The organism is Neobacillus bataviensis (assembly GCF_019969725.1).
Window position 1 is genome coordinate 163,586 of sequence record NZ_JAHXYW010000004.1, and the last position, 24,365, is coordinate 187,950.

Consider the following 24,365-nt stretch of genomic DNA (forward strand, 5'->3'; position numbering starts at 1 on the left):
TCAAGAATGTTTACTACATATCAAGAAGCATTGGACTGGATTCATGGCAGGTTGAGACTTGGCATTAAACCGGGGTTAAAACGAATGGAATGGATGATGGAAAGGCTCGACCATCCTGAAAATAAAATCAAGGCTGTCCATATTGGCGGGACAAATGGAAAGGGTTCAACCGTAACCTTTTTACGGTCGATTCTAGAAGCAGCCGGTTATACTGTGGGTACATTTACTTCTCCCTATATTGAACAATTTAACGAAAGAATCAGTGTGAACGGAAAGCAGGTAAGCGATCAAGAAATCCTGGATTTATCCAATATCATCCTTCCATTAGCAGATGAATTAGAGGAAACGGAACTGGGTGGTCCAACGGAATTTGAAGTAATCACAGCCATGTCCTTCTATTATTTTGCCAATATGAATAAGGTTGATATTGTTCTGTTTGAAGTAGGTCTAGGGGGACGGTTTGATTCCACCAATATTATTCAACCGTTAGCTTCGATCATTACAAACATTGGGCTCGACCACACAAATATTCTCGGAAATTCTTACGAGGAAATTGCTTTTGAAAAGGCAGGAATTATTAAAGAGAAGACACCTATTTTTACAGCAGTAAAACATCCAGGTGCATTAAAAGTGATTGAGGAGCAGGCTGAAAAGAAGGAAGCATCCATTTATCGCTTAAATCAGGAATTTTCCATAAGCTCTCATACATCGCTCACAAAAGGCGAAGTTTTTAATTTACAAACCCAAACAAACAACTTGGACCATCTCGAAATCAGCATGATTGGCGAGCACCAAACGGAAAATGCTGCTCTAGCTGTTTGTGCGGCACAATTTTTGAATCAAGTAAGCTCATTCAACATTTCTGAGCAAGCTATCAGGAGCGGATTAAAATCGGCCTACTGGCCGGGAAGATTTGAAATCCTTTCGGAAAATCCACTGGTGATTATCGATGGAGCCCATAATGATGAAGGAATTACGGCATTAGTTCATGAATTATCTTCTAGATATGCAGATCGAGATATCCATATTATTTTTGCCGCGTTAAAGGATAAGAAGCTCGATAAAATGATCGCCAAGCTCGATTCCATCGCGAATCAAATTTCCTTTGTCAGCTTTGATTTCCCGCGAGCCGCCGATGCGAAGGATTTGCTGAACATCTCCCAATCACAAAACAAAGTGGCTGTTGACAACTGGAAATCTTATATAGTAGAAGAGATGCAAAATCTTCAAGAAAATAGCTTGATGGTCGTGACTGGGTCTCTTTATTTTATTTCAGAAGCAAAACCATTTATATGTAAAAATTTGAAAAATTTGAAAAATTTGACGATTTCGTTATGACAAGCCTCCTATAATTTGTTAAAATTAATTTATCTTGAATTAATAATATTCACATGGGGAGGGGGAGAAAGATGCAAGTAAACCCGCAAATGAAAAGGGTCATTTTTATCGTTTGGCTCTTATTAGTTCCGACAGGACTGTGGTATACGTATGAATCCTATCCTCCTCATCTATCTGGTCATTGGGTAGATTTATTAGCTTTTTTACTATTAACATCTGTTGTGGCCTCAATGCCTATTGTCATTAACGAGATGTTTATTTTCTTAATCCAATGGGTGGCACTGGCTACCTTTTTAAGGTATGGCTTATTTGTGGAAATGGTCTTTGCGCAAGTAGCCGTCATTGTTTTACTATTAAAGCTCAAGATTCTCCGCAAAGGTCAATTATTTCGCTTACCCCTTAATTTGATCATGTTTTTTCTTGTTTCCTATTATAGCGGTATCATTTATTATGCCCTAGGAGGTCAGACAGGCCCTATTCTAGCTGAGGATACCCACTCATTATGGCTGGGGATTTTGTATGCGCTATTAAATTATCTGATTAATCAAATAATTATTTCGTTTAATCTTTACTTTATCTATAAAAGCAAAGAGCCTTATTTTGGGAAGGATTTCTTTGTTGAGACGATTACAACATTCATTACATTCCCAATCGGTTTTGTTTTGTATATCCTCTATAACCAGGTTGGGTTATTTGCATTGTTATTTGTGGGGGTACCATTTGTCAGCTTATCAATCATTTTTAATCTCTATTATTCAAGTGAAAAAATAAATGAGTACTTACAAAAGGCAGCAGAAATTGGTCATCAAATGGCCGAACGTCTGCAGATGAATGATGTTATTGACCTATTTATTCAAAAGCTCGGAGAAATGCTCCCGGTCGACTATGCCTACATTTTGGAAGCAAAAGAAGATGAATTAATATTAATTCGTCGGATGGAAGCTGGGAAAGAATTGTCCAATGATTTGCCAGCATTGAAAAAAAATGAAGGGATCAGCGGCAGAAGCTGGGCAAAACAAAAGGCCTATCTTTATTCGGCAAGATTTGAATGGCAAGGAATATCAACTGGTTATATTCCCGGAGATGCAGAAAGTATATTATGTGTTCCCATTATCAGAAATAGAAGGGTGATAGGGGTTTTACTGTTAGCATCAAGGCGGAGACGTGCCTATGAAAAATTTCAACTTATGATCATTGATATCCTTTGTTCCTATTTTTCTGTTGCAATGGAAAATGCCAAGCACTATGAGTTGACGAAAATGCAAAGTGAGCGCTGTTCCTTAACGAAATTATACAATTATCGTTATTTTGAAAACCTGTTGAATGAAGAATTTGAAAAAATGACCCGATTTGCGCGTAAGGCGTTATCGTTAATTATTCTTGATATCGACCATTTTAAACAGGTAAATGATACATATGGACATCAAAGTGGAAATGAAATCCTGCGTGAGCTTGCTAGTAGAATTAGTGAATTGGTAGGAGGTAGCGGGACAGTTGCTCGTTATGGTGGAGAAGAATTTGTAGTCTTATTGCCAGATTCCACAAAAATCGAAGCCTATCAAATGGCCGAGCATATTAGGCAATCGATAGCGAACAGGCCTTTTATCCTTCGGCAGTCTTTAGATTACAATCAACAGCAAGTAATGATAACTGCTTCTATTGGTGTTGCAACCGCTCCTGAAGATGCTGAAGATCCATTAGCATTGATTCGACATGCTGACAGAGCATTATATGTGGGAGCGAAGAGAGCTGGTAGGAATCGGGTGGCAGAGTATTCTTCGTGTTAAAAAAGAGGTGTGACCAACTTGGGTCACACCTCTTTTTTTGTAGGTTAATTAGTATAATCCACATTATTGATGAGGGTATTAACGTTATCTCCCCATTTGATTTTGAAATCAACCGGTACTTCCATTCCACACTCTTTGAGAAACGTGTCACTAGTAACTGTATAATTAGTTCTCTTCACTCCACTTTCCCAAACTGTTCCTAGAACATATAACTTGCTGTTCGAATCAACAGATATACTTTTAGCGGATAAATCTCCTTTTACACACATTTTTGAAGAGGTGAGAATATTTAAATTATTATCAACCGTTGCTGCCTTATCAGTTGATGGTACACCAGTTCCGCCTACAAATACAAATGAATTATCTGCAAGCTCTAAATTTTGATTCACGTATAAGGATTTATTAACAAGTATTTTTGATGATCCGCTTATTTTTACATTTTGCATAAAGGATGCACTATCTTTTGTTTCAATTATAATATTGGCTGCACTATTCATGTTCTTGCCAATGTTGATTTGACCATCGGCATGAATTTTGACATTGGTTATATTATTTTCATTACCAATTCCATCGAGAGTTAATGATCCAGTGGTAAAAATGGTTTGGTTATCCTTAATATTGTTATTTCCATCAAAACTTCCATTTCCATTTATATAAACATTCGTACAATCTAACGTATTACATCCGGATGGGGGTAGTGAAACATTCGTATAAGTCGGAAGAGCATTTTCTGTAATGTTTTCTTCCGCTGCTTGATTAACAATGGAATCAAAGTCTATACTCATTTGCGCATAAAGAGTAGATTCCTTCATGTTATCTGTGCCAACTACATTAAAACTAATTTTTACTTTATTTGAACTTGTGTTAGGATCAGGGATAACCACATAATTCTTCATAGAATAAGGAACATTAGCAGGTGTAGCGATTGTTGTCTTTTGCAGCTCATCTGCCATTTTGACGGCTGCTTCCCTTTTAAAGTTAGTTCTAAGCGCCGGGTTTGCTCTAATATAGTCACTTACATACTGCTGTTTCGATTCAAAAGTTCTTTGAATTTCAACTTGATAATAGGAAATTCCCATTTCTGCTGCAGCAACAGATCGAGACTTTTTCTCTACTACTTGATTTTGCTTGGTACTGCTGAAGGCTTGACCCATGAAGGAAAGAGAAATAATCATAAACACAACTATTACGATTAATACCGTTACAAGTGCATAGCCATTTTCATTCTTTGAAATCATTGATAATCAACACCCTTCACTCGGTAGAGAAATGTATTAATGGTGATACTATTTGCTGAATTATTTTTATCACTCACACTAATTTTTAAAGAAATATCATTTGCGTTTTTATTGGGTTCAATGGTTTTAGGGCCTGAACCAGTTACATTATTAATCTCTAGTATTTTAAAACAAATACTCGGGTGATTGAACTCTTGTACCTGCGAAGAAGTAGTTAAATCTGTAACCTTTATTGAACAATTTTCACTTTTGATCTCATATTTGATAAGTTTCTGATGAACTCTTTTTAAATTAGTTACTAATATATTGGATTCTTGCAGCATAAAATTCTTCGAAATCGCTTTTTCCGAAAAATTAAATCCTTGAAAGAAAACACTCCAAATAATAACAGCGACCATAGAGAATATTGCTAATGTAGCTAACACCTCAACTAGTGTTAATCCACTTTCATCACGCTTCAATCATTTCACTCCTATCTTTTAACATATCCAAACGTTTCACTAACGACATTGTTATTTTTTTTATTTAACATCTGGACAACAATATAATTTACACTTGATAATCTTGAACTCGTTTCAGGAGATTTTTTAATTTTTATTTTAACGTTGTAAATATCTTTAGTTGCATCAAAATAATAATAGGTTGAGTCATAGGTAAAGGCATTGTATGCGACCTTTGGATCTGTAGAGGTAAAGCCGGTGACACGGTCTGATTTAACAAGGAACCATTTCACATCACTTGATTCCTGCCAGTTAATCAGGACTTCTTTCGCAACATTAATGGCTTGAGTCTTATCTTGATTTTGCTTATTCACAAATCCCATTTGTGGGAAAAAACTCATAGTTGTTAATAGGACCATTGCTAAAATAACAATTGAAACAAGAACCTCTATTAATGTTAATCCTTTTTCATTTTTCTTAAAATCCATTTTAATCAAATCCCTTCAGGGAGAAATTGTTCAATTCATAGTTTAATAGAATCATTTTAACGAATTTATAAGATAAAATTTAACAAATGTCAGTAATTAATACCTATAAAAGTTTTCCGTCTTTTAAACTACATGAAAATATTATACAATATTTAGTAGGCGATTTTTGTCTAATTTTTGCATAAAATAATTAAATCTAGGATAATTTCAAAAAAATTGTAGTTTAATAGTATAAAAGTAAGGCGACTAGAAAGGAAGAAAAGGGATGGGAATGATTGTTTGGGCCTTTGGAGCCATGTTGGTTTTGATGTTAATTATAGCTTTTTTACCTATTGGTTTCACGTTAAGAGGGAAGATTTATTTGGTTTTAGCTAGTTTTGTATTGGCCCTTGGAGGTCTTGGAGCAGTTACTTCTTTCCCGTTATGGCAGTCGGCATTAATGATTTTTTTATTAGTCTTAATTACGGCTTATATCATGAACAGCCGTCTTGCTGCCGTTTTTTATAGTCAAGAAATAGATTCTATTGAAGATGATTACGAAGACGAAAGTCCTAAATCATTTGACATGGTTAAACAACCAGAAAATTCTACAGATTTAGACATGATTGATTTAGGTGAAATCAATATCACTGCCCCTTCAACTGAAAAACTTGAAAATATCTATGAAGACTCTCTTGAATTACAACCTCAAATGTTAGAAGAAAATGATGAATTAGCGGATATAGGTGTTGAAGAAATTTCGTTTATGGATGAGCGCCCTGAAATTCAATTAGTTGAAACTAATGAAGATATTGAACCGGAAGATGGATATTTAGCGGATATTGAAAGTTTATTATTCGAAGAAACAATTGAACCGACTACATCCAAAGAATACGATTTATCTGAGGAAATTAAAGAGGAAAAGTCAGAAGAAAAAAACATCCTTTTTGATGATGAAAACGACTTGGAAGAGTTATTTTTTGCAATGAAAGAAACGGCCGCTTCCATTGAAAAAGAACAAGAGGAAAGCCAACTGAAAAAAACTGACCAATTGCAAAAGTAATTTGAAAGAAAGCGGGAGTATGGATGAGGAAAAACCAACAGTTTATCAAGCTTTTTATAGTGCTTTTTTTCGGTACAGCGTTTATTTTTAGTTTTTCACACTTTGGAGCACAGGCTTTCGAAAAATTAGGTAACGCAGATGGAAAATACTCCGAAGGAACGGCAATCGGAAGTTTAGATATTTCCGGAAAAACGGATGGTGAAGCAGCTAGTTTGCTAGAAGAAAAATATGTTGAATGGCTGAAAGCTACAAAGTTTGAATTGCAATATAGTGAGATGAGTGTTCCTTTTGACTTAAACCTTTTAAGTTTAGATACAGAGACAACGGTTAATTCAATTAAAGACGGTCAGCAAAACCCAGTTTATATTAGTTTAAACCAATCTGATGTCGAGGATCAGATTCATATTCTTTTCCCGCAGCTCAATAGTAAAGAAATTGACCTAAACAAGCTGAAAACGAATTTAGAAACAACTGCTTCAAAGTTTCAAATAGGATCTTTTACCTTCAATCTTTATAATGATTATTCCCTTGGAGGTAAAAAAGATTTTATTGTTAGTGAAGCAGTTCTAAAATTAACGGATATACCTGCAGAACTTCAGACAATCGTGAAGAAAAGCCCTGAAATCAAAATTGCAGAAGGAGCTACTTTTTCCCTTTTGGATTTTGCTAAGAATCAAAAGATTGAGAATTCCGAAGCGCTTAGTATGCTGGCTACAGGTTTATATCAAACAGTTTTGCCAACGAACTTTACAATAGTTGATCGAAATATTAGCAGAACCATCCCTGCATATGCAGAACTCGGATTTGATGCAAGAGTAAGCCCTGCACAGAAGACTGATTTAGTGATTGCCAATCCAAATAAATCTGCCTATACAATACAGCTATTATTAGAAGACAATTTATTAAAAGTTAGCCTAAAGGGCGAGAAACTACTTTACAATTATAAAGTTTCTAAAAAAGACCAACAGCAATTAAAGCCAAAAACAATAGTCCAATACAGTCCACTTCTAAAAGCGGGTAAAACCATGGTTAAAGCTGCTGGGACTGATGGAATTTCCTTAAAAGTATACCGTGATATATATCAAGGTGAACAATACCTAAAAAGTGAACTTATATCTGAGGAATATTACCCGCCAATTTATCGTGTTGAAGTTCATGCTTTAAGTGGAACACTGCAAGGAACTTCATCTGCTGCTGCCAGCCAAACTAACAGCACAGTGAATGCTGCTACTCAAACGAATCCTGATGGAAGTCAAACTACTTCAACATCTGACACAACACAACCAGATTCTGATGTTGATAACCTTTGGGGGAAGCCGAATGAACAGCCGAAATAGTGTTGAGTTAAATAAAAAGAAGCAAACTAGAACTCGTCTTGGTGATTTATTGTTAGAAGAAGGAATCATCACCGTTGAACAGTTAGAATCGGCTTTGGATGAAAAGGGATCCAACCAAAAACTTGGTGAAGTATTGCTGCAAAAGGGATATATAACCGATCAACAATTAGCAGAAGTGCTCGAACGACAGCTTGGTATTCCGCATGTAAACCTTTTTCAATATCCATTTGATACAAATCTCTTTTCGATCATTTCGAAGGATACAGCCAAACGGAATTTAATTGTTCCGCTAAAAAAAGAGGGCAACAAGCTATTTGTAGCAATGGTAAATCCGATGGATTTTATCATCATCGACGACTTACGGTTATCCACCGGTTTTCAAATTGAAACAGCGATTGCAACAAAAGACGATATATTACGAACGATTAATAAATATTATGACGATGATGAAGGCTTAGAGGAGCTTTTCGATGACTTTTCCCCAAGTGAGCGCGGCAGGGATGAAGATGTTACTAACCAAGACTCGCCGATCGTTCGTCTCGTCAATCAAATCCTAACTAATGCCGTCATCCAAAAGGCTAGTGATATTCATATTGACCCCCAGGAAACGAAAATTGTTGTCCGATACAGAGTAGATGGCGTACTAAGAACAGACCGTGTATTACCACGCCAAATGCTGAGTGTGTTAACAGCTAGAATTAAAATTATGTCGAATCTCGATATCACTGAGCACCGTATTCCACAAGATGGCCGGATTAAACTTCACCTTGATTTTCACCCTATCGATCTTCGTGTTTCGACATTGCCGACCGTATACGGTGAAAAAATTGTAATGCGTATATTGGATATGGGTGCTGCATTAAATGATATAAATAAGATTGGCTTTAATACATTGAATTTTAAAAGGTTCAATGACATGATTGAGCAGCCGACCGGAATTGTACTTATAACCGGACCAACTGGTTCAGGGAAATCCTCGACTCTGTATGCGGCCCTAAATAAACTGAACAGTGAAGAAGTTAATATCATCACGATTGAAGATCCGGTGGAATACCAATTGGAAGGCATAAATCAAATCCAGGTAAACACAAATGTCGGGATGACGTTTGCAGCCGGACTTCGATCTATCTTACGTCAGGATCCGAATATTATCATGGTCGGTGAGATTCGTGATAAAGAAACAGCTGAAATTGCGATCCGTGCCTCTTTAACTGGGCATTTAGTTTTAAGTACTTTGCACACCAATGATTCTTTAGGGACCGTAACACGTCTGGTTGATATGGGTGTCGAACCATTTCTGCTTGCTTCCTCATTAAGCGGGATTGTTGCCCAACGGTTGGTTCGAAAGGTATGTAAGGATTGTGCCGAAGTTCAAGAACCTTCCATGAGAGAAAAAAATATTTTCGCAAGACGCGGGCTGAAGATTGAAAAGGTTTTGCGAGGAAAGGGATGCCCTTCTTGCAATATGACAGGTTATAAAGGAAGGGTAGCTCTTCATGAAGTTTTAGTGCTTAATGACGACATGCGTCGAGTCATTATGAATGATAATTCCTTTCAAAAGCTAAAAGAACATGCGATTAAAAACAAAACAATCTTCTTGATTGATGATGGCTTATTAAAAGTGAAACAAGGCTTAACAACAACAGAAGAAGTATTACGTGTAGCTATTCTGGAGTAGGAGTTTGAACAGATGAAAGAAAGAATCGATAATATTTTACGTGCCGCACTTGAATTTAAAGCTTCTGATATCCATTTAACAGTTGGGGTTCCCCCAGTATTCCGTATCAATGGGGATATTAAGCGTTATGGGAAGGACATGCTTTTGCCTGCCGATACAGAGGCGATTGCAAAAGCAATTGTCCCTGAAAACATGTATGACCTGTTTAAGGAAAAGGGAGAGCTGGATTTTTCTTATGGTATTCCTGGGGTGTCGCGTTTCCGTGTTAATGCCTATCATCAACGGAAAAGCGTTGCCCTTGCACTTCGTGTCGTTGCTTCGAAAACACCTACAATCGAAGACTTAGATTTGCCTGAAATCATTCCGAAGCTAATGGAAAAGCCACAAGGATTAATACTTGTAACTGGACCTACTGGAAGCGGAAAGTCAACGACACTTGCATCGATGATTGATTATATGAACCGGACGATGCGTAAGCATATCATTACACTTGAAGACCCGATCGAATACCTTCATAAACATGGTAATTCGATTATAGACCAGCGTGAGGTTGGTTTTGACACCAAATCATATGCCAATGGTTTAAAAGGAGCGCTTCGCCAAGACCCTGATGTTATTCTTGTTGGGGAGATGCGTGACTTAGAAACAATTGGTATAGCCATTACGGCTGCGGAAACTGGGCACTTAGTGCTTGGTACCCTTCATACATCGAGTGCGCCGTCAACCATTAACCGGATCATCGACGTATTTCCGCCAGCGCAGCAGCCTCAGATTCGGGTGCAGCTCGCATCCGTTTTAGTAGGAGTAATTTCACAACGACTATTTCCTACTGCCGATAAAAAAGGCAGAAAGGCAGCAACAGAGATTTTAGTTAACAATCCGGCCATTGCCAACCTGATCCGAAGTGAAAAAATTCACCAAATTTCAAGCACAATGCAAACTTCCCGTGCCCAGGGAATGCATACGCTAGAAATGAGTATTCGCGACTTGCTTGACCGTAATTTAATTCAGCAAGAAGCAGCGACAAAATACCTCCACGAAAAGATGATGCAGGATGCCTAGGTTTAAATATTCTGGTCGTGACAAACGAGGAAAAAAACAGGGCACTGTAACAGCGGCTTCCAGACGAGAAGCAATGATGAAGCTAAAAGAAGATGGCGTTCGGGTTGTTGAAATGAAGGAAGTCCCTGAAACCCTAATGACAATGGAATTAACAATTGGTAATCCAGTTAAGCTTCAGGATTTTGTTATATATATTAGACAATTCGCCACATTGCTTAAGGCCGGGGTAACCATCGTTGAAGCTACATCAGTTCTCGCAGCTCAAACAGAAAGTAAAGCCTTAAAAAGGATTTTACTGGATGTGGAGCAGGAACTTCGCGAGGGTAACCCTTTTTCTGAGGCAGTATCGAAACATACCAAAGTATTTAATTCCATGTTTATCAACATGGTTAAGGCTGGAGAAGTTAGCGGGAATATGGATGAAACACTAGAACGTCTCGCGACAGATTTTGAAAAACAGCATCATACAAGGCAAAAAGTGGTTTCGGCGCTGACTTATCCGCTTGTAATCGGAATTATTGCAATTTGTGCTGTTATCTTCTTGCTTGTTGGGGTAGTCCCTAAATTTGTAACTATGTTTAAAGACATGAATGCAGAGTTGCCTGGAATAACGAAGTTTGTCTTATCCTCTAGCGAATTTATGAAATCATTTTGGTGGGTTGTTTTACTATTATTCATTGCAATTTATCTTGGTTTTACCTTCATGAAAAAAAATAAGCAGACAAAATACTATCTAGATTATGCACTCTTAAGGATGCCTATATTCGGTAAAATGATGCAAAAAGCACAACTAGCCAGAATGATGAGAACACTTAGCACGTTATTTTCTAGTTCAGTTCCAATCCTGCAATCTATGGCCATCGTGGAAAAAGTCGTAGAGAATGAAGTAATTTCAAAGGTCATTCGTGAATCAAGAGACTCTCTTGAGAAAGGCCGATCAATGACTGAGCCAATGAATGATCACTGGGCCTTTCCTCCTCTTGTAACGCAAATGATATCCATTGGGGAAGGAACTGGGGCATTAGACGCAATGCTATCAAAAATTGCTGAATTCTATGAAAAAGAAGTCGAAGCTGGAACAGATAGACTAAAGTCCCTGATTGAGCCAATCATGATTGTCTTTTTAGCAGGTATTGTCGGGGTTATTGTCCTATCGATTATGATGCCAATGTTCTCGATGTTCGACCAAATGAGCTAAGATTTGCAAATTTTTAGTTAATTGTTACAAAAATCCAATTTTTGAGACAAAAAATGATAAAAAACTCTTTTCGAATACTGTCATTTATTGTATACTCATAGAGAAATATTACTAGGTTCATAGAACCAGAGGGAGCGGTAAAATGGTACAAGCGTTAAAGTTAAAAATGAAAGAACAAAAAGGTTTTACCCTAATTGAATTACTTGCAGTTATCGTTATTTTAGGGATTATTGCTGCGATTGCGATTCCTGCTATCGGAAATGTTATTAAAAAATCAGATCAGAAAGCTACAGTGCAAGAAGGTTTACAAATTATTAATGCCGCAAAGATGTATGTTGCTGACAATGCTGCTGCCAAAAATGTTACATTAAATTATAATGGGACTGGTACATTAAATACTACTACTGGAGCAGGTACTGATATATCTCTAAAAGATTACTTAGATCATGTTAAAGATACTAGTTTTGTAGTTACTGTAACTTATAATACCACCTCAGGTAAGTACACCTATTCATTATCTGGACATGCAGCTGCTGCCTTAGCTGATGGTTCAGACGCTGGCACCGATGCTTCTGAAAATGAATTAATAAACTATAGTAACTAATGTTTATTGCAATTATGTTTTTATATGGTATACTCCTAGGCTCCTTCTTTAACGTGGTAGGCCTAAGGGTGCCATTAAAGAAATCAATCGTAAAACCAAGATCAGCATGTCCAACTTGCGGACATCAGCTTACACCATTAGAACTAATTCCGGTTTTATCATATATGCTTCAAAAGGGGAAATGCCGCGGCTGTCAGTCGCGGATTTCTCCTATCTATCCATTTTTTGAACTGCTTACAGGAATCTTGTTTGCAGCGGCACCATACTTGGTTGGATGGTCTGGAGAATTATTCGTTGCCTTAACGTTAATTTCATTGTTTATGATTATCATCGTTTCCGATATTCATTATATGATCATCCCTGATAAAATTTTAATTTGGTTTGCAGGGATTTTTTTATTGGAACGAATTATTATGCCTTTAGACCCATGGTGGGATAGTGTGCTCGGTGCTGTCACTGGGTTTTTATTACTGTTTACCATCATGATTGTCAGCAAAGGCGGGATGGGCTTCGGCGATGTGAAACTCTATGCCCTGCTCGGACTCGTATTAGGATTTAAACTGGTCTTATTATCTTTTTTCCTTTCTACACTGTATGGAGCTGTTATAGGCGGATTAGCCCAGCTATTTAAAATCGTAGAAAAACGCGAACCGATTCCATTCGGCCCATTCATTGCAGCCGGTACATTGACAGCTTATTTTTGGGGTTTGGATCTAATAGATTTATACTTTCAAATTCTTTTATAGGAATTTTTTATAAGGGGTTCATGATATGGCATTTTCCCTCTTTTCTACTAAAAATCGAATAATCAACCTGGTAATAAATGATCACTCGATTCGCTTCTTAGAATTGAAACAAGCGAATCCCCCTATACCGCAAAGGTGGAATGAGCGTTTTTTGCCGCCTGGAATCATTACGGATGGAAAAATCGTCGACATTGATTCACTCTCAAGCATTCTTGAGGAATGTATCGAAGAATGGAAAATCCGTAGACGTGCGATTCGTTTTATAGTTCCAGATCCGCTTGTTATTATACGGAAAGTCTCTATCCCAGCAGATGTGCAGGAAGATGAGATTAAGGGGTATCTTTATTTAGAGCTGGGTTCTAGTATACATTTACCTTTCGAGGAACCGGTATTTGATTATTACTCACTTCCGGATAACGGTAAAACAAAGGATTTATTATTATTTGCTGCTCCGGAGCAGAATGTTATGGAGTATGTTGATTTACTCAACAGCCTCAAATTAAATCCAGTTGCGGCTGATATTTCTCCGCTTTCCTTATATCGTTTGTACTACCATTTAGGGCAGGCAAGCTCGGATGAAGTTCTTTTCACTGTCCAATTTGATCTGACCAGCGTCAATTTATGCATCTTTGATGAAACGGTACCGTTAGTCATGCGTCATTTCGCTTTGCCGTTTGATTTCGATAAATGGGAAATTTCCCGAGATGCGTTACAATTAATGGTTTGCAAATACACAGGCGAACCGGAAGAATTGGTTGTGCAATTTGAAGATATTTTTAAAGAAATAAACAAGTTATTGGATTTTTATCGTTATTCACTTAATAGTGAAAAGCAGGATGTCACCAAGTTTTTATTAAATGGCGACCATCCAATGCTAATGGCTATTTTTGATGAAATGAAAGAAAGATTTGAAATTCCTGTGGAATTAATTAATTTCGAAAAGGAAGCAAACAGTAAACCGGTTAGTGTACCGAATAATTTATTACTGCCTTTAGGTCTTGCTTTAAAAGAGGTGCAATGATGCTTGTAGAAATTAATCTGCTTCCTCAAAAAGAGCCCAAAAAATTCAATATTATCTATTTATCATCCATCGTTGCGGCATTAGTTCTCATTGGCGGTGTTTACCTTTGGCAGATTCAATCCGTCAAAAGTGATGTGGAAGCTGTTGATAGTCAAATTGCAGTGACAAAGAAGCTTGCTGATAAGCAACAACAAAATGCCAATCAAGCACAAGTAGCTTCTTCTGCAGGATTATTGAAATCTGCTGTTGAATGGGTGAAAAACTACCCAATTCAAACCATCCCGGTAATGAGACATCTGACATCTCTATTGCCAGAGCGCGGGTTTATTCAGTCCTTTGCCTATACAGAAGCAGGGACGGTAACACTTAGTGTCCAATTTGACAGCGCAAGAGAGGCTGCCTATTTTCTGGAGAACTTAAAAGAATCTTCATGGATTGCCGATGCCAGCCTTAACTCCTTAAGTGCTGTCGAGAAAAAGGAAACGACTGCAGCAACTGCACAAACTACTGGTCAAAATACTGCGACTAATACTAGCGGTCAAAACACAGCTACAACTACGACTGCTACTCAAAATACAACTAATACAAACGCTGCAGCTACTACTAATCAGAGTACGACAGCTGCAGGTCAAACAAGTACAACAAATTCAACAACTAATACAACAACGAATACTGCAACCAATTCAGCTACTGCTGCCACTGGCACAAATGCACAACCTGATAAAAATATTCTTCCAAGGTATCTTGGTCAATTTGAAATTAAGTTTAATAAAGATGTTATCAAAACGGATTTGAGCAAGAAGAAGGCTGAAGGGGGGACTGGCTCATGAAGTCCCGCCTATCAAAACTAGACAAAATAATCGTGGGTGGCGGATCCCTATTAATCATACTGGTATTCGTCTATGCCCAGTTCCTTTCGCTCACACCTTTGAAATCAGATTTAGCGTCTAAGGAGCAAGAACTACAGACTGAGCAAAAACTGTTAGAAATGACGGAGAAGAAAAAGACTGACTCCCAAAAGACAGAACCTGAAAACACAAGTGAACTGCAAAAGCAGCTTCCAGTTATGCCACTTCAGGAACAAGTTCTTTTGGATTTAGAAAAAGCAGAAACTGTTTCTAATAGTCAAATTAAATCCATGGGTTTTGCAAAAGATGCTGATGTGACGCCGCCAGCTACTGAGACTCCTGCAGCAAATTCAGGAACGAATCAGGCTGCAGGACAAAATCAAAGTACCACAAATCAGGGTACTCAAAATCAACCGACAACTGCTCAAGGGACAGGCAATCAAGCTGCAACCCAACAACCAGCAGCTACTGCTCCTAGCGGCCTTAAAAAACTGACTGTTCAGCTTCAAGTTGAATCTCAAACCTATACAGATTTAGAAAAATTCATCGAAACATTGGAATCATTGCCGCGAATTGTGGTAGTGGAGGCAATCAATTATACAGGCGGAGAAGAGGTCACAACTCTTGATCAAGAAAATAAACCTTTAAGCTATTCGCTTACCATTTCTGCCTTCTACATGCCAACATTAACAGACCTTGCAGCACAGCTGCCTAAAATCGATGCACCGGCACCGGCGGGTAAAGAAAATCCATTAACCCAGTTTCCTGCTACGGCAGCAACTCAGCCTTAATGAACAAGTTAGCGAATGAACCAATAATTTGGCGAAACTCTACGATAACAAGACGACAAAAGTCTTGTTATTTTTTTTTGCCCCTATGATAGGATGAAACTAATTATCTGTCGGATGAGAAGGGAGAACGTAGAGTGGACAAGCCTAAAAAAGGCAATACGATCACGATAAAGTTAAATGGAGAAAATCAGTCATTTCAGGAACAACCCCCAAAACAAGATATTGAAGCCAAAATTGAAGCCAACCTTGAACCCTATTCCAAAGTAATAAAAATAGATAGAGAACTGCCGGAATCGGAAGGAATGATTGAAACTGCTGCTGCACAGGAGTCCGTCGATGAGAGCTTTGACTGGATCATTCCTGAATCGGCTGAAAATGAAATTGAGGAATTCAAATTTACCAATAATACAAACCCGAAAACAATCAGCCACAAAAACCTACCATCCTTTACAACTAACTTCAAGAAGAAAAATGGCCGGCCTTTAAGTTCCATATTAATCTCAGCATTTTTCGCTGTTTTAATAGGCACCACAATTGGCTTTTTCATGTTGAAGCTTGTCATAACGGAACAAGGTGACAAGGTTCCGACTACTCAACCAGTTGTGAGTGAAACGGGAACTGAAAAAACGGCGTCAGAAGGCAAGTCTACTTCTTCAGTCATTGATCAATTAACAACCTATGTGGTTCAAGGAGGAGTATTTTCATCCAAAGAGGGGACCCAAGAAATCGCAAATGATTTGGAACAGAAAGGGGTTCCGTCACAAACGGTTGAATTAAATGGTAAGTTCTATCTACTTTTAGGCTTAGCTGATTCAATCGAAACAGCTAAAGCTTTAGGAAACCAGTATAAAGAAAATGGAGTAGAAGAAGTATTCGCAAAACCATTATTGCTGGATGAAAAGAAAGTTTCCAATGTAACGGATAAAGAAAGGTCCTTTATGGAAGAACTTCCATCCATCTATCAAACTCTGGCAGGAGCAACATCGAATGCTCTCGTCACCAAAACGATCCCAGCAGAGTCAGCGAAATCTCTAGCTGGCATTGAAGAACAATTAAAAGCCAGCGGTATTAAAAATGAGAAGTTAAAAAATCTAAAGATGGAATTAACAAGTGCGGATGAAAAGATAAAAGCGTATCAAAAGTCTAAAGCTGCGAAAAGTTTAACCGAAGCTCAGCAGCATCTATTAAACTTCGTGTCTCAATACAATGCTATGTAAGTCAGTATCTGACAAACTTCGGTATTTTCCGGGAAATGAATAATATTATTTCGCCTGCTCAACTAGGGCAGGCTTTTCAATGTCCACAATTCTTCCATAAAATGATTATTTCTGCATAATTTTACAAAATTCATCAAACTTTAAGGATATTAAAATTGTTTGCTTCTATAAATTCTGATACGATTAACTAGTATCTCCCTATACAAATGCAAAAGGTAAGGTGATGAAATGCAAAACCTCATTTTAGCCTCTTCTTCTCCACGGCGAAAAGAACTTCTAGAAACTCTCCAGTTAAAATTCGCGATCTCAAGCAGTGAAGTTGATGAAAGCTTTGACCCATCGCTCTCTCCAGAGGAAGTCGTGATGGAGTTAGCCGAACGAAAGGCCATGGTTATATTTAAAGAGAACCCTGATTCTTTTGTGATTGGCTCAGACACGATCGTGGTCGCGGATAATCGAATCTTAGGAAAGCCCGCTGATGAAGCAGAAGCCATTAGTATGTTACAAAGCCTTTCAGGCAGAAAGCATGAAGTATTTACTGGTGTATCTATACTGTCTCCAACAAGTTCAACCCGTTTTTACGAAAAAACAGAAGTTTGGTTTTGGGAGTTAACGGATGAAGAGATACGGTCATATGTGAAAAGTGGTGAACCGCTTGATAAAGCAGGTGCATATGGCATTCAACAACTTGGAAGTATGCTTGTCAAAAAAATACATGGAGACTATTTTGCGGTTGTCGGTCTGCCCGTTGCAAGAACGGTTCGGGAATTGCAGCGGTTAGGCTACCAGTTGCCGTATTAACTTTTTAAAAGTTTATTAACTCCCAATCAAAAGGGAGGAAAAAAAGTGTCCACAAATACATTAATGATCCGTGATTTCCCTCAAGACGAAAGGCCGAGAGAGCGTTTTATCAATCATGGCCCGCAAAGCCTTTCAAATCATGAATTGATTGCTATTCTACTACGAACCGGGACAAAGGATGAATCCGTGCTGCAATTATCGAATCGCCTGCTGACCCATTTCGAGGGGCTTCGGCTGTTAAAATCTGCCACATTAGAAGAAATTACCGAAATCAAAGGAATTGGTTCGGCCAAGGCGATTCAAATTCTCGCTGCTGTTGAAATCGGCAGAAGAATTGCCAATCTGTCCTTTAATGATCGATATGTCATCCGCTCCCCCGAAGACGGTGCGAAGTATGTCATGAATGATATGCGCTTTTTGTCGCAAGAGCATTTTGTCTGCCTATATTTAAACACCAAAAACCAGGTCATTCATAAACAAACGATTTTTATCGGGAGCTTGAATGCTAGCATAGTCCATCCAAGGGAGGTCTTTCGCGAAGCCTTAAAGCGGTCAGCGGCCTCCGTTATTGCTCTGCATAATCATCCCTCCGGGGACCCAACTCCTAGCCGAGAGGACATAGAGGTCACGAAGAGACTGGTGGAATGCGGAAAAATACTAGGCATCGACCTCCTCGATCACCTCATCATTGGTGAAAATAAGTTTGTCAGCTTGAAGGAAAAAGGATATTTATAACACTATGTTTTTATTTGACGTCACGCTATAATATTAGTTATGATTTTTTAGGACTGCTTTTGACCTAGCACTATAAAAAATAAGAAAAAAGACATGATATAAAAGGTGATTACCTGCCTAGGGAATTTTTGCATTTCGTATCAGAAAGGGAGCTACATAATTATGTTTGGAATTGGAACAAGAGATCTAGGAATTGATTTGGGGACTGCCAATACCCTCGTCTATGTAAAAGGAAAAGGAATTGTCCTGCGTGAGCCATCTGTTGTGGCCTTGCAGACCGATACAAAAAGCATCGTTGCCGTTGGGAATGACGCGAAGAATATGATTGGACGGACACCTGGTAATGTCGTTGCAACACGACCAATGAAGGACGGTGTCATTGCCGACTTTGAAACAACGGCAACGATGATGAAATACCACATCCGTCAGGCTCAAAAAAGTAAAAGTGTTTTCTCTGGTAAGCCATATGTCATGGTATGTGTACCTTCTGGAATTACGGCAGTAGAAGAAAGAGCGGTAATCGACGCCACAAGACAAGCCGGTGCCAAAGACGCTTACACAATTGAAGAACCGTTTGCGGCAGCCATTGGGGCCAATCTTCCTGTTTGGGAGCCAACTGGCAGCATGGTGGTCGATATCGGCGGGGGTACCACTGAAGTTGCGATTATTTCTTTAGGCGGTATTGTCACAAGCCAATCAATCCGCATTGCCGGTGATGAAATGGACGAAGCGATTATTTCCTACATCCGCAAAAATTATAATTTAATGATTGGGGACCGTACGGCGGAAACAATCAAAATGGAAATCGGTTCTGCCGGTATCCCTGAAGGCATTGATAATATGGAAATTCGCGGCCGCGATTTGTTAACTGGTCTGCCGAAAACCATCGAAATTTCTGCAAAAGAGATTGCAACAGCCTTAAATGATACGGTATTTGCGATTGTCGAAGCAGTGAAAAATACACTCGAAAAAACTCCGCCGGAGCTTGCAGCAGACATTATGGACCGGGGAATCGTCCTAACGGGCGGAGGTGCCTTGCTTCGTAATTTGGACCGGGTCATCAGTGAAGAAACAAAAATGCCGGTGTTAATTGCTGAAAATCCGCTTGATTGTGTGGCAATCGGAACAGGAAAAGCATTAGACCATATTCACTTATTTAAAAATAAAGCGAAATAATCGCGATAGAATATAGAGGTGTATAATCATGCCACAGTTCTTTTTGAATAAACGACTGATCATTTTGCTTGTCAGCATCATTGTTCTCGTGGCATTGATTGGGTTTTCTTTAAGGGAGAGAAGCAAACTATCCTGGCCGGAACAATTTGTGAAGGACACAACCGGCTGGGTTCAATCCCTGGTTTCAAAGCCTGCCAATTTCGTTGCAGGCTTTTTTGAAAATCTCCAGGATTTGCAAAATACATATGAAGAGAATAAAGAACTTAAATCGCGAATTGAAGATCTTGTCAGCCTTGAAGCAGAAAACCAAGTGCTGAAAAAAGACAATAAGGAATTACGTGACATTCTCGGTGAAAAAAGAACCCTGCGAGATTTTAAACCATTACCAGCTACTGTTATTGGCAGAAACCCTGATCGTTGGCATGAAATGATTATTATCGATAAAGGAAATCTCAACGGCATCAAAAAAAATATGGCGGTCGTTACCGCCAAAGGTCTCATTGGCAAGGTGAAGACGGTCAATCAATTCAGTTCCACCGTACAGCTATTGAGTGCGATGGATCCAAAGAATCGGATTTCCGTCACCATTCAAGGTGAGACAAGTATTTATGGTTTTGTTCAAGGCTTCGATGATAAAAAGAAATTACTGTTAGTGAAAAGCATCCCAGCTGGGGTCAAAGTGGAAAAAGGCCAAAATGTGATTACTTCAGGTAAGGGCGGTGTTTTCCCCGAAGGATTGGTCGTTGGGAAGGTTGAAGAGGTTAAACCTGATCAATATGGGCTAAATCAAACGGCTTTAGTAAAACCCGGAGCGGATTTTTATGATATTGAAAACGTTATTGTCATTAAACGATTAATGACGCAGCCTGAATTAACGGATATGGAAAACGGGAAGGAGAAGGATCTATGAAAAAATTCCTTCTTCCTCTTTTGTTTTTGTTTCTTTTTCTAGCCGAAAGTCTTTTTGTTCAATTTTTTCCTGGCAACTCTTTCGGCGGAAAGGTCATCGTCCCCCATTTTTTATTTGCGGCCATTGTTTTTTTAACGATTTTTACAGGCAAAAAACAAGGAATTATCTATGCGGCCGTTTTTGGGATGATATTTGATATTGTTTATGTTGAAATTATCGGGATATACTTTTTTCTTTTTCCCTTTATCTGTTACATTGTTACAAAAATCATGCATATCATGCAGGCAAATATCATTATTGCCTTCCTCGTTTCCCTTTTTGCCATTGCGTTATTAGAGATTGGGGTATATGAAATGAACTTCCTCATTCATGTGACCGATCTCGATTTTATGGGATTTTTAAATTTACGTTTTTATCCAACGCTAATCTTAAATGCGATTTTTGTGTTGATTTTTGGATATCCATTAAAGAGACGCTTTGAAAAGTATGCCGATGCATTGAGAGATGAATGATTTTTTTTAAAAAGAGGAGAATAGACACATCGTGTCGAATTTTATTAAGAAGAATCTGCACTTTGATTCGGAGTAGTTCATTATATCTATTCCGAAATTGTTTTTTTAATTATGAGGTGAAAAAATCTCCATGAAAAATCGGCAAAATGTTACAATAAAAGGGACAAAAGATGGGCTTGTCCTTCATCTTGATGACAGTTGTTCCTATGAGGATCTAAAAAAAGAATTAGACCAAAAGCTTTCTGCAAATTCCCAGACACAGGATGAGCGTAATTTAATATCTGTTAAAGTGGAAATCGGTAATCGCTATTTAACAGAGGCGGAGCAGGAAGAATTAAAAGAGTTAATTCGGCAAAAAAAGAATTTAGTTGTTGATAATATTGAAGCGAATGTAATTACGAAAGAAGAGGCCAACCGCTTAAAGGCGGAAACAGAGGTCGTGACCGTGTCCCGTATTATTCGTTCCGGCCAGGTGTTAGAGGTTCCAGGTGATTTACTGTTGATTGGAGACGTAAATCCTGGCGGAACGGTAATTGCAGGCGGAAATATTTTTATAATGGGTACATTAAAAGGAGTGGCCCATGCAGGCTATTTAGGCAATGACCAAGCTGTTATTGCCGCTTCGAGCATGAAACCATCGCAGCTGAGGATTAGCGATTGTATTGAGCGAACACCGGAATCGGTTCAAAGTGTAGAGAAACGAGAGATGGAATGTGCTTACATAGATGATAACCGCCAAATCATTATTGATAGATTACAAGCTTTAATTCAATTAAGGCCTGATTTAACTAGATTAGAAGGGGGACATTAAAGTGGGAGAAGCAATAGTAATTACATCCGGTAAAGGCGGAGTAGGCAAAACAACAACCTCTGCGAACATTGGTACTGCACTCGCCCTCCAAGGGAAAAAAGTATGCTTAGTAGATACTGACATCGGTCTTCGAAACTTAGATGTCGTAATGGGACTTGAAAACCGAATTATATATGATTTGGTTGATGTTGTAGAAAAAAGATGCAAAATTCATCAAGCTTTAGTGAAGGACAAACGTTTTGATGGGTTATTGTATTTATTGCCTGCAGCACAAACCGTTGATAAATCGGCTGTTCAGCCAGAGCAAATGAAAGAACTCATTACCGAATTAAAGCAGGATTACGATTATATCATTATTGATTGTCCTGCCGGAATTGAACAAGGCTATAAAAACGCCATTGCCGGCGCGGATAAAGCCATCGTCGTCACGACGCCGGAAGTTTCTGCCGTACGCGATGCCGACCGGATTATTGGCCTCCTTGAAAAAGAAAAGGGTATGGAGTCTCCAAGATTAGTCGTGAACCGGATACGCAATCATATGATGAAGAGCGGTGACATGCTCGATTTAGACGAAGTCACCCAGCATTTATCCATTGAGCTTATCGGAATTGTCGCGGATGATGAAGAAGTCATTAAAGCTTCAAACCACGGCGAACCGATTGCCTTAAATCCTAACAGCAAGGCATCCATTGCCTACCGGAATATTGCCAGAAGAATCCTAGGGGAATCGATCCCGCTTCAGCCGCTTGAAGAAGCAAACAAGGGTGTCTTTACAAAACTTAAAAAGTTCTTTGGAGTTAGATAATTAATGAAGCCTGTCTACATAAATTGTGGACAGGCTTTTTTGTAGTCATACTCTTTCATACCTGCTCATAGACTTGTACAAAAAGCGGGAAAAGGGTTGATGGGTATGGCTCGATCTTCAGCGGATGAAATACGGCGGCGAATCGCCAGAAGAAAAAAAGAACAAGGGACTCAAGGTACTCAGGGGAAAAGTCCAGACCGGCATATTGCTTGGCCAGGAGATGATGATGATAAATACGGATTTAATCATTTTAGCTCGTCAGGATCGAATGGAGAAGACGGGCATCCCTTATTTAAGAAGGAAGTCTTTTTCTTTAAAATTTTAGCGTCTATCCTTCTTTTTTTAGTTGTAGCTATCCTGTTTCGCAATCAAACAGCCTCACTGGATCCAGCAAGGGATGCGATTGTCAAAACAATGGACAAGGACTTTAGATTTGCGACCGTATCAAAGTGGTACGAGGATAAGTTTGGCAAACCGCTTGCTCTGCTTCCTTTTACCGATGATGATAAAGCTGGTAAAAAAGAGGTCGTTCAAAACAAATCGGCTGTGGAGGTTTCCGGGCGGCTCCTTGAGAATTTTAAGAAAAATGGCCAGGGCATCATGATTGAGACGCAAAAAGGAGCAGGGGTTCAAGCGATTAATGATGGCTTCGTCCGCTTCACAGGTGTGAAAGATGGGTTAGGGAATACCGTCATCATTCAGCACTCTGATGGCTCCGAAACCTGGTATGGGAATTTAGACACGATTAAGGTCAATTTATATGATTTTGTTGAAAAAAGAACGGTGGTTGGCTCCGTATCTTCCTCCTCTGGCGAAGATAAAACAAAAGGTAAATATTATTTTGCGATAAAAAAAGGCGATGATTTCATCGACCCAATTCAGGTGATACGATTTGAATAGAGCGATATTTTTACTTCGTCATGTTCATATCCATCCATTGTTGTGGATTGTGATTGCACTTTCGATTGCTACAGCGCATTTCCTTGAAGTTTGTTTACTCCTTGGGATTATTTTCATCCATGAAATGGGGCATGCTGCTGCAGCATCTTTTTTTTCATGGAGGATCAAAAAAATTACCTTGCTGCCCTTTGGCGGGGTCGCTGAGATGGATGAGCATGGCAATAGGCCGTTAAAAGAAGAGGCCATTGTGGTCATCGCTGGTCCGCTACAGCATGTATGGATGGTAGGTCTGGCATACGGTCTATTATCCTTTCATCTCATATCAGAAGAGTTATTTAGTTTATTTTTAAGTTATAATTTGATGATTTTTCTGTTTAATCTATTCCCAGTCTGGCCGCTTGATGGCGGCAAACTGGTTTTCCTGCTGCTATCATTAAAAAATTCATTTCCGAGCGCCCATCGCATTACGCTTTTACTCTCGTTTGGCAGCTTACTTCTATTTTCCATCGCAATCTTAGCAGCGGCTCCCACACATCTCAATGTTTGGATCATCATTGCTTTCTTATTTTTCTCGCTGTACCACGAATGGAAGCAGCGGCGCTATATTTTTATGCGATTTTTATTAGAGCGCTATTACGGAAAAAAATCCAGCCTGCATAATTTGAAGCCTATCCAAGCGGATGAACAGGAATTACTCATCCACGTCTTAGAAAAATTCCAGCGAGGCTGCAAGCACCCGATCATTGTGGAAGTCGATGGCCGGGAAAAGGGCAGATTAGATGAAAATGAACTATTGCATGCTTACTTTACAGAAAAACGTTTGACCGATAAAATCAGCGACCTTCTCTTTTCTTATTGAAACTGTATAATAGAGACATCA

Annotated in this window: 25 protein-coding genes; 22 read left to right on the forward strand and 3 right to left on the reverse strand. The window is 38.8% G+C overall.

Features of this window, described 5'->3' with window-relative positions; translation table 11 throughout:
- Positions 1 to 6: 6 nt before the first annotated feature.
- On the forward strand, positions 7 to 1,338 hold the full coding sequence (locus tag LC455_RS12025) for a bifunctional folylpolyglutamate synthase/dihydrofolate synthase (RefSeq protein ID WP_223591138.1): 1,332 nt from the start codon (positions 7 to 9) through the stop codon (positions 1,336 to 1,338).
- 71 nt (positions 1,339 to 1,409) lie between these two features.
- Entirely contained in the window at positions 1,410 to 3,125 is a 1,716-nt protein-coding gene (locus LC455_RS12030; protein WP_223591139.1) for a sensor domain-containing diguanylate cyclase, read from the forward strand.
- Positions 3,126 to 3,169: 44 nt separating this feature from the next.
- On the opposite strand, the gene LC455_RS12035 is transcribed toward LC455_RS12030, so the two are convergent.
- The 3 genes from LC455_RS12035 to LC455_RS12045 are packed head-to-tail and all read right to left on the reverse strand — an operon-like array spanning position 3,170 to position 5,291.
- A complete protein-coding gene (locus LC455_RS12035; protein ID WP_223591140.1) occupies positions 3,170 to 4,363 on the reverse strand; it encodes a hypothetical protein in 1,194 nt (397 codons plus the stop codon).
- Positions 4,360 to 4,824 (reverse strand): PulJ/GspJ family protein, encoded by a 465-nt coding sequence (locus tag LC455_RS12040; protein ID WP_223591141.1) that lies wholly within the window; start codon positions 4,822 to 4,824, stop codon positions 4,360 to 4,362. The genes LC455_RS12035 and LC455_RS12040 overlap by 4 nt, the downstream gene beginning before the upstream one ends.
- Positions 4,825 to 4,835: 11 nt before the next feature.
- A complete protein-coding gene (locus LC455_RS12045; RefSeq protein WP_223591142.1) occupies positions 4,836 to 5,291 on the reverse strand; it encodes a type IV pilus modification PilV family protein in 456 nt (151 codons plus the stop codon).
- A gap of 265 nt (positions 5,292 to 5,556) precedes the next feature.
- Between LC455_RS12045 and LC455_RS12050 the strand changes: the two genes are divergently transcribed.
- From LC455_RS12050 to LC455_RS12145, 20 genes are all read left to right on the forward strand, one after another.
- Positions 5,557 to 6,333 carry a hypothetical protein gene (locus LC455_RS12050; RefSeq protein WP_223591144.1) on the forward strand — a complete coding sequence of 259 codons (777 nt, stop codon included), beginning with the start codon at positions 5,557 to 5,559 and terminating at the stop codon, positions 6,331 to 6,333.
- Between the two features lie 23 nt (positions 6,334 to 6,356).
- Positions 6,357 to 7,670 (forward strand): G5 domain-containing protein, encoded by a 1,314-nt coding sequence (locus tag LC455_RS12055; protein ID WP_223591146.1) that lies wholly within the window; start codon positions 6,357 to 6,359, stop codon positions 7,668 to 7,670.
- Complete coding sequence (locus tag LC455_RS12060) at positions 7,654 to 9,348, forward strand: GspE/PulE family protein (protein ID WP_223591148.1); 1,695 nt, start codon at positions 7,654 to 7,656, stop codon at positions 9,346 to 9,348. The genes LC455_RS12055 and LC455_RS12060 overlap by 17 nt, the downstream gene beginning before the upstream one ends.
- A 12-nt stretch (positions 9,349 to 9,360) precedes the next feature.
- Positions 9,361 to 10,410 (forward strand): type IV pilus twitching motility protein PilT, encoded by a 1,050-nt coding sequence (locus tag LC455_RS12065; protein ID WP_223591149.1) that lies wholly within the window; start codon positions 9,361 to 9,363, stop codon positions 10,408 to 10,410.
- Positions 10,403 to 11,608 (forward strand): type II secretion system F family protein, encoded by a 1,206-nt coding sequence (locus LC455_RS12070; RefSeq protein ID WP_223591150.1) that lies wholly within the window; start codon positions 10,403 to 10,405, stop codon positions 11,606 to 11,608. The genes LC455_RS12065 and LC455_RS12070 overlap by 8 nt, the downstream gene beginning before the upstream one ends.
- A 142-nt stretch (positions 11,609 to 11,750) precedes the next feature.
- A complete protein-coding gene (locus tag LC455_RS31680) occupies positions 11,751 to 12,212 on the forward strand; it encodes a prepilin-type N-terminal cleavage/methylation domain-containing protein (RefSeq protein ID WP_317851430.1) in 462 nt (153 codons plus the stop codon).
- Complete coding sequence (locus LC455_RS12080; RefSeq protein WP_223591151.1) at positions 12,212 to 12,958, forward strand: prepilin peptidase; 747 nt, start codon at positions 12,212 to 12,214, stop codon at positions 12,956 to 12,958. The genes LC455_RS31680 and LC455_RS12080 overlap by 1 nt, the downstream gene beginning before the upstream one ends.
- Positions 12,959 to 12,983: 25 nt before the next feature.
- Positions 12,984 to 13,979 carry a type IV pilus biogenesis protein PilM gene (gene pilM, locus LC455_RS12085; RefSeq protein WP_223591152.1) on the forward strand — a complete coding sequence of 332 codons (996 nt, stop codon included), beginning with the start codon at positions 12,984 to 12,986 and terminating at the stop codon, positions 13,977 to 13,979.
- Positions 13,976 to 14,809: a PilN domain-containing protein gene (locus tag LC455_RS12090; RefSeq protein WP_223591153.1), complete on the forward strand. Its 834-nt coding sequence runs from the start codon at positions 13,976 to 13,978 to the stop codon at positions 14,807 to 14,809. Before pilM ends, LC455_RS12090 begins: the two co-directional genes overlap by 4 nt.
- Positions 14,806 to 15,618: a hypothetical protein gene (locus LC455_RS12095; RefSeq protein ID WP_223591154.1), complete on the forward strand. Its 813-nt coding sequence runs from the start codon at positions 14,806 to 14,808 to the stop codon at positions 15,616 to 15,618. Before LC455_RS12090 ends, LC455_RS12095 begins: the two co-directional genes overlap by 4 nt.
- 134 nt (positions 15,619 to 15,752) lie before the next feature.
- Positions 15,753 to 16,835, forward strand: coding sequence for an SPOR domain-containing protein (locus tag LC455_RS31685; protein ID WP_223591155.1), 1,083 nt, complete (start codon positions 15,753 to 15,755; stop codon positions 16,833 to 16,835).
- Between the two features lie 228 nt (positions 16,836 to 17,063).
- The gene (locus LC455_RS12105) at positions 17,064 to 17,636 is read left to right on the forward strand and encodes a Maf family protein (protein WP_223591157.1); all 573 of its coding nucleotides are present in this window, start codon (positions 17,064 to 17,066) and stop codon (positions 17,634 to 17,636) included.
- A gap of 45 nt (positions 17,637 to 17,681) precedes the next feature.
- A complete protein-coding gene (gene radC, locus LC455_RS12110; protein WP_317851431.1) occupies positions 17,682 to 18,371 on the forward strand; it encodes a RadC family protein in 690 nt (229 codons plus the stop codon).
- A gap of 162 nt (positions 18,372 to 18,533) precedes the next feature.
- Positions 18,534 to 19,547 carry a rod shape-determining protein gene (locus LC455_RS12115; protein WP_223591159.1) on the forward strand — a complete coding sequence of 338 codons (1,014 nt, stop codon included), beginning with the start codon at positions 18,534 to 18,536 and terminating at the stop codon, positions 19,545 to 19,547.
- Between the two features lie 28 nt (positions 19,548 to 19,575).
- On the forward strand, positions 19,576 to 20,457 hold the full coding sequence (gene mreC, locus LC455_RS12120) for a rod shape-determining protein MreC (RefSeq protein ID WP_223591161.1): 882 nt from the start codon (positions 19,576 to 19,578) through the stop codon (positions 20,455 to 20,457).
- Positions 20,454 to 20,969 carry a rod shape-determining protein MreD gene (mreD, locus tag LC455_RS12125; protein ID WP_223591163.1) on the forward strand — a complete coding sequence of 172 codons (516 nt, stop codon included), beginning with the start codon at positions 20,454 to 20,456 and terminating at the stop codon, positions 20,967 to 20,969. Before mreC ends, mreD begins: the two co-directional genes overlap by 4 nt.
- 130 nt (positions 20,970 to 21,099) lie before the next feature.
- Positions 21,100 to 21,780 carry a septum site-determining protein MinC gene (minC, locus tag LC455_RS12130; protein WP_263297764.1) on the forward strand — a complete coding sequence of 227 codons (681 nt, stop codon included), beginning with the start codon at positions 21,100 to 21,102 and terminating at the stop codon, positions 21,778 to 21,780.
- 1 nt (position 21,781) lies between these two features.
- Positions 21,782 to 22,585, forward strand: a complete 804-nt coding sequence (gene minD / locus LC455_RS12135; RefSeq protein ID WP_223591164.1) for a septum site-determining protein MinD — start codon at positions 21,782 to 21,784, stop codon at positions 22,583 to 22,585.
- Positions 22,586 to 22,690: 105 nt separating this feature from the next.
- The gene (locus LC455_RS12140) at positions 22,691 to 23,485 is read left to right on the forward strand and encodes a M23 family metallopeptidase (RefSeq protein WP_223591165.1); all 795 of its coding nucleotides are present in this window, start codon (positions 22,691 to 22,693) and stop codon (positions 23,483 to 23,485) included.
- Positions 23,478 to 24,344 carry a M50 family metallopeptidase gene (locus LC455_RS12145; RefSeq protein WP_223591166.1) on the forward strand — a complete coding sequence of 289 codons (867 nt, stop codon included), beginning with the start codon at positions 23,478 to 23,480 and terminating at the stop codon, positions 24,342 to 24,344. The genes LC455_RS12140 and LC455_RS12145 overlap by 8 nt, the downstream gene beginning before the upstream one ends.
- The last annotated feature ends 21 nt before the right edge of the window (positions 24,345 to 24,365 follow it).